General features: G+C 58.4%; 14 protein-coding genes and 1 tRNA gene. 4 read left to right on the forward strand and 11 right to left on the reverse strand.

The window, feature by feature from the left end:
- Positions 1 to 237: 237 nt before the first annotated feature.
- Both HY26_RS01015 and HY26_RS01020 read left to right on the forward strand, forming a co-directional pair.
- A complete protein-coding gene (locus HY26_RS01015; protein WP_034762923.1) occupies positions 238 to 1,230 on the forward strand; it encodes a MoxR family ATPase in 993 nt (330 codons plus the stop codon).
- Positions 1,231 to 1,251: 21 nt separating this feature from the next.
- The gene (locus HY26_RS01020; RefSeq protein WP_034762925.1) at positions 1,252 to 2,592 is read left to right on the forward strand and encodes a VWA domain-containing protein; all 1,341 of its coding nucleotides are present in this window, start codon (positions 1,252 to 1,254) and stop codon (positions 2,590 to 2,592) included.
- A gap of 68 nt (positions 2,593 to 2,660) precedes the next feature.
- Here HY26_RS01020 and HY26_RS01025 read toward each other — a convergent pair whose 3' ends face one another.
- From HY26_RS01025 to HY26_RS01065, 9 genes are all read right to left on the reverse strand, one after another.
- A complete protein-coding gene (locus HY26_RS01025; protein ID WP_034762927.1) occupies positions 2,661 to 4,061 on the reverse strand; it encodes a tetratricopeptide repeat protein in 1,401 nt (466 codons plus the stop codon).
- A gap of 206 nt (positions 4,062 to 4,267) precedes the next feature.
- Positions 4,268 to 4,819, reverse strand: coding sequence for a TonB family protein (locus tag HY26_RS01030; RefSeq protein WP_158531380.1), 552 nt, complete (start codon positions 4,817 to 4,819; stop codon positions 4,268 to 4,270).
- A 358-nt stretch (positions 4,820 to 5,177) separates the two neighbouring features.
- Positions 5,178 to 5,801, reverse strand: a complete 624-nt coding sequence (locus HY26_RS01035; RefSeq protein ID WP_034762929.1) for an energy transducer TonB — start codon at positions 5,799 to 5,801, stop codon at positions 5,178 to 5,180.
- A 9-nt stretch (positions 5,802 to 5,810) separates the two neighbouring features.
- The gene (locus HY26_RS01040; protein ID WP_034762931.1) at positions 5,811 to 6,227 is read right to left on the reverse strand and encodes a biopolymer transporter ExbD; all 417 of its coding nucleotides are present in this window, start codon (positions 6,225 to 6,227) and stop codon (positions 5,811 to 5,813) included.
- A 14-nt stretch (positions 6,228 to 6,241) separates the two neighbouring features.
- On the reverse strand, positions 6,242 to 6,661 hold the full coding sequence (locus HY26_RS01045) for a biopolymer transporter ExbD (RefSeq protein ID WP_034762934.1): 420 nt from the start codon (positions 6,659 to 6,661) through the stop codon (positions 6,242 to 6,244).
- Entirely contained in the window at positions 6,661 to 7,170 is a 510-nt protein-coding gene (locus HY26_RS01050; RefSeq protein WP_034762936.1) for a MotA/TolQ/ExbB proton channel family protein, read from the reverse strand. Before HY26_RS01050 ends, HY26_RS01045 begins: the two co-directional genes overlap by 1 nt.
- A 36-nt stretch (positions 7,171 to 7,206) precedes the next feature.
- Positions 7,207 to 8,601, reverse strand: coding sequence for a MotA/TolQ/ExbB proton channel family protein (locus tag HY26_RS01055; protein WP_034762940.1), 1,395 nt, complete (start codon positions 8,599 to 8,601; stop codon positions 7,207 to 7,209).
- A 33-nt stretch (positions 8,602 to 8,634) separates the two neighbouring features.
- On the reverse strand, positions 8,635 to 9,402 hold the full coding sequence (locus tag HY26_RS01060; RefSeq protein WP_034762942.1) for a DUF3450 domain-containing protein: 768 nt from the start codon (positions 9,400 to 9,402) through the stop codon (positions 8,635 to 8,637).
- A gap of 430 nt (positions 9,403 to 9,832) precedes the next feature.
- A tRNA-Gln gene (locus HY26_RS01065) sits at positions 9,833 to 9,907 on the reverse strand.
- Between the two features lie 195 nt (positions 9,908 to 10,102).
- Between HY26_RS01065 and sppA the strand changes: the two genes are divergently transcribed.
- A complete protein-coding gene (gene sppA / locus HY26_RS01070; protein ID WP_034762945.1) occupies positions 10,103 to 11,875 on the forward strand; it encodes a signal peptide peptidase SppA in 1,773 nt (590 codons plus the stop codon).
- A 132-nt stretch (positions 11,876 to 12,007) separates the two neighbouring features.
- A complete protein-coding gene (locus tag HY26_RS01075) occupies positions 12,008 to 13,012 on the forward strand; it encodes an NAD-dependent epimerase/dehydratase family protein (protein ID WP_034762949.1) in 1,005 nt (334 codons plus the stop codon).
- Here the strand turns inward: HY26_RS01075 and HY26_RS01080 are convergent.
- Positions 12,997 to 13,728 carry an RluA family pseudouridine synthase gene (locus HY26_RS01080; protein ID WP_034762952.1) on the reverse strand — a complete coding sequence of 244 codons (732 nt, stop codon included), beginning with the start codon at positions 13,726 to 13,728 and terminating at the stop codon, positions 12,997 to 12,999. The genes HY26_RS01075 and HY26_RS01080 overlap by 16 nt on opposite strands.
- Positions 13,725 to 15,035, reverse strand: coding sequence for a replication-associated recombination protein A (locus HY26_RS01085; protein WP_034762955.1), 1,311 nt, complete (start codon positions 15,033 to 15,035; stop codon positions 13,725 to 13,727). The genes HY26_RS01080 and HY26_RS01085 overlap by 4 nt, the downstream gene beginning before the upstream one ends.
- Between the last annotated feature and the right edge of the window lie 23 nt (positions 15,036 to 15,058).

Here is a 15,058-nt window from a genome sequence, read left to right on the forward strand (position 1 = left end):
CGCACGTGCCGCCGATCCCGAACACGCACTGCATGCCCGCCGCCCTCGTCTAGGGCGGGCTGACCGTGCAGCTGATCGAAGCTTCTGAAACGGTGGCCGGATCCGAACAAGGGCTGAACTTCCCGACAATGAGGTGACGTTACCGGAGCGCGGGCGCGTTTCCGGACAAGGGGCTCGCGGGCGCTTCCCCCGCGATATGGCTTGCCAGTCATGCGCCCCCGCCCTACCCCTGAAAACATGGCTAAAGACCTTTCCACCGGCTACGAGCCGATGACTTCCGTTGACGCAATCACTGCGGGCCTCGAAGGCGTGGGGTACATCTCCACGAAACAGATTTCGACGGCTGTTTTCCTGGCCCATGGCCTGCGCAAGCCGATCCTGATCGAAGGCCCGGCCGGCGTCGGCAAGACAGATCTCGCCGCCTCGCTCTCACGCTGGCTCGACCTGCCGCTCCTGCGCCTGCAATGCTATGAAGGCCTCGACGAGGGCAAGGCGCTTTACGAGTGGAAATATGGTAAGCAGCTGCTCTACACGCAGATCCTGAAAGAGAAGCTGAACGAGGTGATCGGCGATGCCGGTTCGCTGGAAAGCTCGCTCGGCAAACTCTCTTCCTTCGAAGACCTGTTCTTCTCCGAACAATTCCTGGAATCCCGCCCTCTGCTGACGGCGATGAAACAGGAAGTCGGATCGATCCTGCTGATCGATGAGATCGACAAGTCGGACGAGGAGTTCGAGGCCTTCCTTCTCGAAGTCCTCTCGGACTATCAGGTCACCGTGCCGGAGATCGGAACGATTGCCGCCAATGTGCCGCCACTGGTTATTCTGACCTCGAACAATGTGCGCGAACTTGGCGACGCCCTGAAGCGCCGCTGCCTCCACCTGCATATCGGCTTCCCCGATCATGCCCGCGAACGCCGCATTGTCCGCGCCCGCGTCGAAGGCCTCGAGGAGTCGCTGCTCGACCAGATGGTCTCCTTCGTCCAGTCGGTGCGCGATGTCGACATCAAGAAACGCCCTTCCATTGCCGAAACGGTCGACTGGGCGAAAACTCTGCTCCTGCTGCACGCAACGGCGCTGGACGAAACCTTCGTCCGCGACACGCTGAATGTGTTGCTGAAGCATGAAAGCGACATCGCCGTGATCGGTCCGGAAGTGCCTAAAATGCTGCGCGAAGCTGCCGCACAGAAACCCGGCAACCGCACGGCATCCGGCTATCCGAACCTTGGATGACAAAGGGGCACTGACGGGTCCATGGAACGCCCGCTCACCAACTTCATCCGTGCCCTGCGCTCTTCAGACGTACGGGTCTCTACCGGCGAGGCGCTGGATGCCGCCCACACACTGAAGCTGATCGGCTATGCCGACCGCAGCATGCTGAAGGATTCCCTCGCCTGTGTTCTGGCGAAATCCCCGGAAGAGAAAGTGACGTTCGACGAACTGTTCGAACTCTACTTCTCAAGGCAGGAAACTGCCTCCAACGCGGAACAGGACCAGACAGACTCTTCAGACAATGACAGTTCGGAAACCGACGCGTCCAACCTTGTCGACCTGATGGAGTCCGGTGACGAAAGCGCGATCTCGCTCGCGCTTGAAAAGGCTGCCGAAGCGGCCGGTGTCGACAATATCCGCTTCTCGACCCAAGTGGCTTACTACGCCCAGCAGATGGTCAAGCAGATGGGCGGCGAAGCTCTGCAAGCGCGCCTCCTCGAAGCGCTGCAGCAAGGCGGCCCGGATGGCGATGCGGAAGCCCAGCGCCTGATCGATGTCCGCCGCGATGTCACGCTGAAAGCGCGGGACCGCGCGGAAAAAGCCTTCCAGGTTTTCGGTACCGGTGAAACACAGCAATTCCGCGATGACTATGCCGCCGAGAAAAAGCTCTCCGCGATTGACCGCAGCGACATGGAGCGGATGAAGCGGCTGATCGCAAAGATCGCCAAACGCCTCGCTGTCAAACACTCCCGCCGCAAACGCCGCCGCAACCGCGGCCAGCTGGATGTGCGCCGTACGATGCGCGCCAATGCAGGTTTCGATGGCGTGCCCTTCAATGTCGTCTGGCGCCAGAAGCGGAAGGACAAGCCGAAGATTGTCGTGATCTGCGACGTCTCCGGCTCAGTCGCGCAATATGTGCGCTTTCTGCTTCTTTTGCTCTGGTCGATGAAAGATGTCGTGCCGGACATGCACGCCTTCGCCTTCTCGTTCCGCCTCGGCTCAGTGGACGAGGTCCTGGAGCAGAACGATTTCGAAACCGCAATGGCAAAGATCCTTCGCGAATACGGCATGGGCTCGACCAGCTACGGTCAGGCCTGGTCGGACCTGAAGATCAACCACGAACAGATCATCGACCGGCGTACGACACTCCTGGTCCTGGGGGATGCGCGGTCGAATTACGGCGACCCACGAATGGATTTGTTCCGCGAATTTGCAGCCCGCGCCAAACGCGTGATCTGGCTGAATCCGGAAGGCCCCGGCCTGTGGGGCACCGGCGACAGCGTCATTCCCCGTTATGCGCCCTTCTGCGCCCAGGTCACGCATGTTTCGACCCTGAAAGACCTGGAACGCGCGGTCGACGAAATCCTCAGCGCCTACAATTGAAGCCCCTGAAAACTAAAAAGCCCCAGCCAATGGCCGGGGCTTTTCGATAGTTCAATTAACGACCTGGATCAGGTCTGCTGGCCTTTGCAGGACGGTGCTTCGTTGAAGGCCTTCTCGGCCGCATCAAGACGCTCGTTTACGGTCTTGCAGTTGTCCGTCATCTGATCTTCGCCAAGCACCGAAAGGCGCTTACAGATCTTGGCTTCGTTGGTGACGTTCAGCAGAGCCGACTGATACTGGAAGCAATCCAGCGCAGAGGCGGTCGCCTCTTCGGAATTCATGAACGCAATCCAGCTGCTGCCGGCCCGATTGTTGGCTTTGCGGAAGGCTTCGCGGGCGCCGGAACGGTCGTTACGTTCATAGCGGGACTGGCCGATCTGGACCCAAGCTGTGCCAGCGTCCTTCACACCGCCCAGGCTGAGCGCTTTCTGGAGGGCTTCTTCGGCTTTTTCCCACTCTTGCAGGTCAGCATAGGACCGGCCGAGACGCTCATACATTGCGCCGCCGCCACCTGCTTCAGCAGCAGCCTGAATCACCGGAATGGCTTTCTCGTGCTCACGGGCAACCTGGTAGAGGTTGGCCAGCAGCTCAAGATGGTCGAGGTTGCGGGAAACGCGGCCGGCATTCATTTCCTTCTCAAGGATCTTGGCGCCCTGATAGGGCACGTTGAACCGGTTGTAGAAGTTCACGATGCGCATGAGTTCGTCTTCAGTTTTCAGCATACCGGCGAGATACATCGCCTTCTGAACTTCAAACGCGCGGCGCTCCTCGTTGCTGGCGAAGTAGTTGCCTGCAATGGCGTCCCAATACTTACGCTCTGTCGGGTTATGCGCGACCACTTCCTCAAGGATGCTGGCCAGCTTCGCTTTGTCGTCAGCCTGGTTGTACAGGAAGATCAGCAGGTCATAGAGCTGCTGGTCGTACTTGGAGCCGTCTTCAGCCTTGACCAGTTCAGCCCACTTGATGGCTTCCTTGAAGTTGTCGACCCGCTGGTACAGAACCGCGAGCTGCCATTTCTGGGTGCGGTCCGGCTTGCCGCCGGCCTGCTGCCACTTGGTCATGTATTCGAGGGACTTGTTGATGTCCTCTTCCTGCAGATAGATCTGGGCGATGTTGTAGTAGGTCTGCGCCCGGTCCTTGTCTGCAATGTAGCCCTTGTTCAGGGCGGAGAGGAGGTCGTTCACAGCGGCCTTGCGATCACCCTTCTGGATGTTGATGTAAGCCGACAGCTTCAGGACAGCGCCTTCTTCATAACAATTCAGCCCCATCTGCTTGAGCTGGTTCATCTTGTTGGCGGCTGTCACGTAATCGTTGTTCGTCATCGCCGCTTGTTCGGCGTCCAGGTAAAGCTGGCCCGTTTTCGACGAAAACTCTGTTTCTTCGCACGCCTGTGCGAGCGCCGAACCGGCGCCAACTGACACCATGATGCCGGCAATGACGGCGCCTTTGAGAACAGATCTGATACCCATAATTCCTCTCCTGACCGCTGGCGTAGCGGAGTTGTACCCAATCAACCGGAATTGCCCGGCAGGATCAAGGACTTCAGCGCGGCTTCTGAGGCTTTTTATCTGCGCCAAATGACCCGTTTCCAGGTTGGTCGTGACTTGCCCTTGATATGGTTCGGTCGCAACCCTCTCGTCAATGCTGATACACATGCGAACGCGTTGATTCCACATCACTGCAACCTGAATTCCATGGGATAGACATAATTGTGCGACTCGACAGGCACTCCCTGCCTGATTTCTGGCAGAAACTCAGCCCTGCTGACTGCCCTGACGGCTTCTTTTTCGAATCCGGCATGGGAACAATTGGCTGTGACATCGTAAGGCAGGCCTCTGGTGCTGAGGCTGAAATGGACATCACAGGTCCCCTCCAGTCCTTTCGAAGCCATTGACCGCGGATATGACGCAACCGGAGGCCGGATGGCCTGGGCGAGCCGCTCGCCCATTGCTTGCGGTGCAGGCGGCGCGAACCTGATTGTCTCGCGCAAAAGTGTCCAGTTTCCGGGCTGGATGACTGGCACAGGAAAGCCGGAAACGCCCGGGTCAATTTTGGAAACTGGCGGCATTGGCGGCAGCTCAACATTCAACGGTGTAACCGGTTTCCGATCAATCCGCACTGGATCGCTGGGTTCACGCTGTGGGGTTATAGTGGACAAGGGTCTCTGCACGACTTTGGGCAATTCGACCTCATCGACCCGGATCAATTGCGTCATGGTGGCAAACAAGCCAAGGGTCACGATTGCCGCCGGCGCCAGCGAAGTCAGAAATCTCCTTTCCCGCCCCAGGAAGCTACCTGTCCCAGCCGATCCTCCAACTGAGCCAGACGCCTTCGCGCCAATGCCGTTTCCACTCAATGCGACCATGATTTTCCTCCGTGCCTTTTTGTAACTTTATCACATAACTAATAGTGTTACGCAAGGGAAAGCTGAGGGAAGGATCGAGATTTTTCTACTTATGTTTGCAATTCGTGATCTGATGGGGGGCTTCCGGCGGTGATCACAAGCCCCCCGAATATCTCGCCCAAACAAGAAAGGGCGCCCCGAGGAGCGCCCTTTTTAGAAATTTGACAATGAAGCCAGAGGCTTACTGGAGTTTGAATTCCAGCGGATAGACCACGTTCCGGCGTTCAGCCGCCTTACCGCGAACGATCTTCGGCGCGAATTCAACCCGGCCGACTGCCCGTTCAGCTTCACGCGTGAAGACGCTGTCCGTGCAGGTTGCCTGGATGTTGTACGGCTTACCGCGCGTATCCACGTCAAAGCGCACTTCACACGAACCTTCGATACCCCGCTCAGCAGCACGCTGCGGATAAGTCGGCACCGGCGGACGGATCGGCTGAGCGTCACGGTCAGAGATCGCCACCGGGTCGATCGCGAGCGACTGCATGCGGCCGAGGTTGAGCTCGGTCGGGGCAGCACCCTCAATCTGCGGTGTCGGCAGATTGATGTTGGATTTCGTGGCCGAAACCTTCGGCGGCGGCGGCGGCTTCTTGGCCGAGTCGATCCGCTTCGGCTTCGAACGCTGACGCGTACGAACCTCGGAGTCCTGTTGCTGCGGCGTGATAGCCGTAAGAACCCGCTGCTCACCCTTTTCCAGGTTCACTTCCTTCACCAAGATGAGCTGGCTCATGACGATGAAAAGGAGATAAACAATCGGGATGGCGATAGCGACACCAACCAACAGTCTCGTCAGGGGATTAGTGAACATCCTGTTCTCCTATTCAATCTTGGCCGAGATGTTGATGGCGGTGGCACCATCGAGGCGGTTGATGGTCTCCATCACATCGACGAGCGTTTCGGCAGACGAGTTCACGTCAGCCTGAACCACGATTTCACCGCGGGGGTTATCTTCACGCATCTGCTTGATGGTGAAGCCAACTTCCTCCGGAGAGATCAGCTTCTTGTCGATGTAGATTTCGCTTTCGTCTGTGATCGCGATCAGGATGGCGAGCGGCTTGGCATCCGCCTTGTTGTCCACGTCCGGACGGATGATACCAACACCCGGCTCCTTGATGAACTGTGCCGTCACGATGAAGAAGATGAGGAGGATGAACACCACGTCGAGCATCGGCGTGAGGTTCACATCATCCTCTGCACCCCCTGAGGCAAAAGCCTGGCGTTTTCTGCGTGCCATACTGGGTGCTCCTCTTACTGGTCCTGCGACAGAACGAGGTTAACCCCCGTCTGATAGCCGGCATTATAGGCGGCGTCCCGGATAAGGACGATGACACCACTTTTCGCACGCGGATGTGCCTGAATTATGACCTGGCTCTCCGGCGTCTCTGCCCGAACACGTTCGATGTTGGCCCGAACGGAGCCGATATCGGTGTTGCGGCCATTGACCGTGATCATGTTGGACTCATCCACATAGATCAGAATCGCTGGCACAGATTGCGTCTGTTCCTGATCTGGCGGTGCAGGCGGCGGCGGAGGCTCAAGGCCCATCGCTTTTTCCTGCGCGAAGGTCGAGGTCACGATGAAGAAGATGAGCAGGATGAAAACAACATCCAGCATCGGCGTGAGGTCGACATTGGCCTCTTCAGGCGCGTCATGTGTACGTCCTCGCATCAGCTAATCTCCATCGCGTCTTCAACCTGTTGGACCGAGCGGGCAACCCGGCGGTCCATGCCGGATGTGAATAGAATGCCGGACAGAGACGCCACCATGCCGGCCATGGTCGGGATCGTGGCACGCGACACACCGGCCGACATGGCCTTCGCATCTGCACCATTCGTGATCGCCATGACGTCAAACACGGCGACCATCCCGGTCACGGTACCCAGCAGACCCAGCAGCGGTGCCAGAGACACCATGGCCTTGGTCAGGCTGACATTCTGCTCCGCTTTCATGCGGACTTCTGAGACCAGCTTATCGCGGATCCAGTGAGCGAAGGTCGATTTCCTGTCGGAGCGCGAACGCCACTCCGCAATCGCCTCAGCGGCCACCTGCTTATGGGCAAATCTGAAATAGAACACACGTTCCAGGATCAGTGCCCACATAACGAATGTTGCAAACATAATAACCAGCAACACCGGACCGCCTCGGTCGAGGAAAGCTTGTAGATCTAGCAAACCCATACGGGCTCCTCCTCAATTGAGGCTACGGGGAGCGGCTTACGCCGCACCACGCAGGGATTCCGCCTTCTCAGCGATCAGGCCAGCAGCCTGCTCGTCGAGGATCTGCTGATTACCGCGCGCCATCGAGGCGATGATCGCGTGCACCAGCAGAAGCGGGATGGCGGAAACAAGACCGAACACGGTGGTCATAAGAGCGACCGAGATACCGCCAGCCATCAGCTTCGGATCGCCGGCACCGTAGATGGTGATCGACGTAAAGGTGATGATCATACCGATAACCGTACCGAGAAGGCCGAGCAGCGGAGAAACAGCCGACAGGACTTTCACGATATCGTTGAAGCGCTCGATGCGCGGCGATTCACGCAGGATCTGTTCGTCCAGCTTGAGTTCCAGCGTCTCGATGTCGGAACCACGGTTCTGTTCGTAGGTTTCAAACAGGCGTGCCAGCGGGTTGCCGTCGCCGGCCTGACGGGTTTTCGCCGTCTTGCGCATGGAACCGCCCATCGTGAACAGGGTGAACATCTTGTAGAAGCCGATCAGCAGGCCGATCGCCAGCAAGAACATGATGACAGCACCAACCGGGCCACCCTGCTTGATACGGTCGCTGAGGACCGGCAGGTCGCCGAGAATACCAAACAGGTTGCCTTTCGACGGATCGACCGGTGCGCGGACAAGCTGATCAGGACCAGCATTGATGAGCGACTTCATTGCACCCGCGTAAGAGCCAGCCGGCTGAGTCTTGAAGGCCTGCAGGAAGGTGTCGCCGTTGTCTTTCTTTTTGACTTCAACGAATTTGGCGCCGTCGGTCGTTGCCGCGGTGAACACACCGACACGCATCAGTTCGACATCAGCATTCGAAGCATCCGGACCGACACCATCAACCGTTGCGGTGAAGGTTTTGACTTCGGACTGAGCAATCATTTCCTGAAGGATTGCCTTCGGAAGACGCTCAAGCTGAGCGCGGTTCGGAAGCGTGCGGGCTTCGGCGATTTCGGCGATACCTTCAACGCGGCCCTGATAGTCGAAGTTTGCGAAGGAGTTCGCGATTTCCGGCATGGTTTCACCAGCTGCCGAACGGAACTGACCAAGCAGCTCCTGGAAATCGCCGGCCTGAGCCGTGACCTGTGCTTCCAGATCAGCAAGCGTGGCTTCGTTTGCATCAAACTCGGCACCGAGGGCACGGCCGCGAGCTTCAGCAGCGTTCAGAGCGCCGCGGGCTTCAGCCATCTTGGCTTCCTGAGCGTTCTTGTCTTGCTGGAACTCTCTGAGACGCTGCTGGTTTTCAGCGGTCATCTCATTGGAATCTGCCTGAACGCGCTTGAGCACGTCGGCAAGTGACTGAGCAGACGCCGGTGCGGCGAAGGTCATTGCGCTAAGGCCGAGCAGCGATGCTGCACCCAGAGCCTTCAGCGAGGATTTGAAATTCAACATTACGGTTTTCCTCTTAGTTCTCTGAGCCGGGCCTTACTGGACCTGGAACTTCTGGATCGGAGCGAACAGGACAGTCTGCTGCGCCTTGGCCTGAGCAACCCGGATGGCTTTCTGGATATCAGATACGTACTTGCCCGGAAGCGCTTCCCACGAACCGGTGGAACGGTTGTAGCTGGCGGCCTTGCCGTTCGGCGTCAGATAAACCAGCGCAACACGGCCATAGAGGAACATGTCGACGGTCGTCGGGTTACCGTCGATGTCAATTTCTTCCTGCCAGGTGCTGATCGTGCGGCCGTATTCCATCTCGGCCTGATAGGCCTCCATGATCAGGCGATACTGTTCTGCCGGCGTCACGTCCGGTTGGGACATGATGCCGTCGAGCGCTTCCATGCGGGCGGAACGCTCAACCTTCTTGAATGGCAGATCAGCGGCCACGAAGGTTTTCAGGTCTTCGACCATGCTGAGAAGCATCGGGACGGTTTGTGCAGTGATGTCGTCGATCGAGCCGAGCTGCTCGGTCAGCGATGCAATTTCTTCGCGCTGCGAGGCAACAACCAGTTCCTGCTGTTTTGCGTACAGGTCAGCAGCGTCGCGGCGCTGCAGAAGCGTACGATATTCGCGAACCATGTCGGTCCGCTCATCATCCAGCTGGTTGATCTGGTTCTGGACCTGCTCTGCACGGCGGGTCGCCTGTTCGCCGACATCGAGCGCCTGGCGCAACTGGGCCTGGGCCGGAATGGCCAGTCCTGCGATAAGCGCCGCGGCAATCACGCCGCGAGCTGGTGACAGAAGTTTCTTCATGAGGTTTGCCTCTCACTCTCCAAACGGTCGCGCTGGTGTCGCGCGGGAAATCCGACTTTCGGGCACTCCGCTAACGAGAGCGTCCCGGTCCTTACAAAACCTCACACACAAACGAGGCAAGTTCCCTTGGAAGCAGAGAGGCGGAGACCGCCCAACACCTCCCCTGAGTTTTTCGGGACGTTATCCGCCCTCTGTCATTGATCCCTGATTGGCCCGCCTTCTGGCAGGTCCGCGGCAAAGCCCTTAGCTGTGAAACCGGACGCTAACAACCCTCTGTGACACGATCAACAAGGCTTTACGATTCATTTAGAAAATATCTGGCGGCTGCACGAACGCAACACGTCGCATGCAGTGCGCACCCGCAATATCGGACTGTGATGAGAAGCTGACCGGGCTGCAAAACCGACAGGCAGGAGGCGCCGGGAAAAAATGGCTGGGGTGCCAGGATTCGAACCTGGGAATGCCGGTACCAAAAACCGGTGCCTTACCACTTGGCGACACCCCAACGGAGGCGCCGGGATAGCCACTCTTTCTTTCGCTGGCAACACCCGTTCGCACTGCATTCCAGCACTTCTTTCATGTTACCTGCGTTTTGCTGCAAATTTCGCCTCTTAGCAGAGCCGAACCTTTACATTTTATCGATTATCGACAATATCAGGTATCAAACCGCCCCTTGGTCAGAACCGGAGACCACACCCCAATGAGAACTTTTTTCCTGTCGATGGCAGGTGCCCTTGTCGCCATGTTTCTTTTCCTTTTCCTGATGGTGATCTTCTTCGTCGGAATCATTTTCAGCGCGACATCGTCGGCGCCCGACACGCCGGACAACATCGTGTTGTCGATGGACCTGAATGCAGAATACTCCGATCAGGCGCCTGTCAGCGGAATTGCAGCTTTTTCAGAAACGCCCGGATTTGTAGACCTTTTGACCAAACTTCAGGCAGCCGAAGCCGATGACTCGGTGAAAGGCCTGTATCTGAGAGGGGCAACCGTTGGCATCGGAAGCTCTCGCGCAGAGGAACTTCGTGAAGCTCTCCTCAGTTTCCGTGACTCAGGAAAATTCGTGATTGCCCATACACAAGGCACGTTTGGTGTTGGCGGCCCGTCCGCTTTGCGTTCGATCACCCCTGCCGATGAAGTCTGGATCCAGCCCGGCTCCGAAGTCTTCGCGGCAGGCGTCACGTTCGAGACGGAATTTCTCAAAGGCCTGTTCGACAAGATCGACGTGACGCCGGAGATTTACCCCTTCTACGAATACAAGAATGCGCCGAACTCCTATAATGAAAGCGGCTACACGGCGCCGCACCGCGAAGCCATGACACAACTGGCCGAGTCGCTGTGGACCCAATCCCTGAACGATATCGCCGCCGACCGGGGCCTGACGGTTCCGGAAGTAAAAACTGCTCTGGAAAGCGGCCCGATGACGGCAGAACAGGTCATCGCAAACAAGCTGATGGACAAGGAAGGCTACCCGGAAGAGGCAGAAGAGGCTGCGAAAGAGAAAGCCGGCAAAGACGCCGAGTTCATTGATCTCGCCAGCTACACCCCGCCTTCCCTTCCGCTTAAGGCGCCGGCCATCGCCATTGTCGGTGGTGAAGGCGCCGTCGTAACCGGCGGCACCAATTCCGGCTCGCCATTCGAGTCCGGACCTGCTTTCGCGTCTGACACCGTCGCCCGGGCCATTCTGGATGCTGGTGACAATGAAAAAGTGAAAGCGATTGTGTTCCGCGTCGACAGCCCCGGAGGCTCACCGACGGCTTCGGACCAGATCTGGAATGCCATTGAGCGCGTCCAGGCCAAGGGCAAACCGGTGGTTGTGTCCATGGGCTCCCTGGCAGCGTCTGGTGGGTACTATGTATCGGCCGGGGCCGACTACATTGTCGCCAACCGCTCCACGATCACCGGCTCGATCGGTATCTTCGGCGGCAAGTTCGCACTCGCTGGCGGTTTCAACAAACTGGGCGTCACGTTTGACACCGTCTCGGTAGGCGGGGAATTTGCTGACGCCTACGGCATGGACAAGTTCACGCCGGAGCAGGAAGCTGAAGTGAAGGCTTCACTGAAGCGCGGCTATGACCGGTTCGTCGGGATCGTCGCCGACGGCCGGGGCATGTCCTATGACGAAGTCCATGACGTTGCTCGCGGTCATGTGTGGAGCGGCGAAGATGCTCTGGATCGCGGCCTGGTTGATGAAATCGGGTCTTTCACGGATGCGATCGCCAAAGCGAAGGAACTAGCTGGAATCGACGCCGAAACCGCGCCGCGCCTGATCTACTATCCACATCGCAAATCGGGCTTTGAAGCATTGGAGAGCCTGTTCGGTGCATCCGCGCAAACGGCAGAGTCCATGGCCGCGATTTCGAGCCTGACGGAAGACAAGCGCATTCAGATCCTGCTGGATGAACTGGCCACCGCCCGTGCGCTCAGCACTGGCGAAGCCCAGGCAATCGTCCCGCGCATGAATGAGCGGTAGGCACGATCGCCTGCGGAAACCTGACCGAGAAGGCCTTCCGGGAAACCGGAAGGCCTTTTCTTTGAAGCGGCGTTCAATGCTTGTACGGACAGCAGCGATCATATAGCCCGGAACCCAAAACAGGGCATAAGCATGAAGATCCTCGTTACCGGCGCCGCCGGTTTTATTGGTAGTGAATTGTCCCTTCGCCTCGTGAAGGAAGGCCACGAGGTGACCGGCGTCGATTGTTTCTCGGCCTATTATGATGTCGCCCTGAAACGGAACCGCGTGAAGCGGCTGGACGCCTACAAGAACTTTCGCATGCACGAAATAAAGGTTGAAGATGAGGAGGCGATGACGATCGCCTTCCGTGAAAGCACTCCCGATATTGTCGTTCACCTCGCCGCGCAGGCGGGTGTCCGCTACAGCCTGGATCACCCGCGAGAATACATTTCATCCAATATTGTCGGCTCGTTCAATGTGATTGATCTGGCAAGACTTCACGGCACCAAGCACCTTGTCCTTGCGTCCACTTCATCCGCCTACGGTGCAAACCAGAAATTCCCGTTTGAAGAAACCGACCCCGCCCCTCACCCCCTGACGATTTACGCCGCGACCAAACTGTCGAGCGAATTGATCGCCCACAGCCACTCCCACCTTTACGGCACCCCCACGACGCTTCTCCGCTTTTTCAGCGTCTACGGCCCATGGGGCAGACCGGACATGGCATTCTTCCTGTTCACCGACCGAATTTTCAAGAACCAGCCCATCGACGTCTATAATCGCGGCGATCTTATGCGGGACTTCACATATATCGATGACCTTGTCGAAGCGATCCGCCGCCTGATGGACACCCCGCCCATCGCTGGAGAACCCGTTACGCGGAACGACTCTCTCAGCCCTGTTGCGCCGTATCGGCTGGTCAATATCGGTCATGCAGCCCCTGTGCGCCTGATGGACTATATCGAAGCCATTGAAGAGGCGATCGGCAAAACGGCCGTGAAGAACATGCTGGACATGCAGCCCGGCGATGTGAAGCAGACCTATGCCGATGTAAGCCTGTTGAAGGCACTTACCGGATATGTTCCCACCACGGATGTGAAAGCCGGCATTCAGGCCTTCGTCGATTGGTACCGCGACTACTATAAACCGGCCTGAAGGCCGAGTGCCGTAGCGGCCAACTTGAAGTCTTCAGGCAAAGGCGCCTCAAAGCACATTTCACCTCCATCCGGGTGCCGCACAACGAGCTTCGCAGCATGTAGCATCAGGCGCGACGCACCTTCTGCGCCGGTGCCGTAGAGCCAATCCCCCAGGATTGGCATCCCGGCAATGGATAAGTGCGCGCGGATCTGGTGCATCCGGCCTGTCTCAGGCCGCGCTTCGAGCAGCGCGGCATCACCGCTTCGTGCCAGAATGCGCCAATGCGTCACCGCCGCTAGCGCCCCTTTCCGACCGGGATTTGCTGCAATCATCCGCGGCCGCCCGGCTTCCTCGACTTTGACCAGAGGCGTGTTCAGAGCGCCCTCATCGGCAAACGGCAATGCGCCACGGACAAGTGCAAGATACGTTTTTTCAGTCCGCCGGGACGCGAACTCTTCCGACAGGAATGCCGCAGCAGGCTGCGTCCGTGCCGTTATGATGACGCCGGAAGTCCCAAGATCCAGACGATGGACGAGCCGGGGGCGCTTTCCGTTTGATTTGGCGAAGGCGACCAGCAGGTCGTCCAGAGATCTGGAAATGCCGCCGCCGCCTTGAACCGCAAGGCCGGACGGTTTGTTGAACACGATCACCTTGTCGTCCTCATGGATGACAAGGTTGCGCACGAAGTCGGCATCCTCCGTACTGAGTTCTGGCACGGGACGATTGCGCGTCACGCTCCACCCTTTCGGTCTCGGAGCTTCGCAATCCACGCAAGGCGTTCGGCGATCGACTTCTCCCGCCCCTCTCCTTTAGGTTGGTAGAAGGATTGCCTTTCCATACCATCCGGAAAATAGTTCTGACCGGACACCCCTTCTTCCGTATCGTGATCATAGGCATACCCCGCGCCGTACCCCTGATCCTTCATCATCTTCGTGGGTGCATTCAGAATGTGTTTCGGGGGCATCAGGCTGCCGGTGTCACGCGCGGACTGAAGAGCGGCCTTCCAAGCCACGTAGGCCGCATTCGATTTGGGCGCGGTCGCCAAATGGATCACTGCGTGTGCAAGCGCCAGCTCCCCTTCCGGAGACCCCATTCGCTCGTAGGCCCGGGCGGCTTCGCTTGTCACCATCAGCGCCGTCGGGTCGGCAAGGCCGATATCCTCGCTGGCCATACGGACAAGGCGGCGAGCCAGATAGAGCGGGTCTTCCCCGCCATCTATCATTCGCGCGAACCAGTAGAGCGCCGCATCGGGGTCCGATCCCCGGACAGCCTTGTGTAAGGCCGAGATCAGATTGTAGTGGCCGTCCCCGGCCTTGTCGTAGGCAGGTGCGCGCTTTTGCAAACCTGCGGTTACTTGCGCAAGGCTCAATACCGACGTCGGCCCGGCAAGCGCATAGAGCTGCTCCACGATATTGAGGAGGTAGCGCCCGTCACCATCGGCCATTGCGAGAACCGGAGCGACCGCTTCTTTCACAACAGGCAAGGGACGCCCTTCAAGCGCCTCTGCCCTGCTGATCAGCTCCGTCAGCGCCGTCTCTTCCAGCCGCTTGAGCACCAGCACCTGACAGCGTGACAGGAGCGCGCCGTTGATTTCGAAGCTTGGGTTCTCGGTCGTCGCGCCGACCAGCGTAACGACACCACTTTCGACAAACGGCAGGAAGCCGTCCTGCTGCGCCTTGTTGAAACGGTGAATCTCATCGACAAACAGAAGCGTGCCCTTGCCGACCTTCCAGCGCCCTTCCGCCCGGTCGAACGCCGCGCGCAGGTCTTTCACCCCTGAAAAAATCGCACTGATCGCCTCGAATTCGAGATCGGTTTCCTGCGCAAGCAAACGGGCGATGGTCGTCTTGCCGACACCGGGCGGCCCCCAGAAAATGATCGAGGACAGTCGCTTTGCCTGCAGCACACGCGTCAGCGTGCCATCCGGGCCGACCAGATGGTCCTGCCCGACGACTTCCGACAGTTTCTGCGGGCGCAACCGGTCCGCAAGGGGACGCGGGGCCCCTTCAGACATTCCGGCTGCTTCAAACAAATCGCTCATGGCCCATGTTCTAGGCGAGCTGG

This window comes from Hyphomonas sp. GM-8P, assembly GCF_003263315.1.
Lineage (GTDB): Bacteria > Pseudomonadota > Alphaproteobacteria > Caulobacterales > Hyphomonadaceae > Hyphomonas.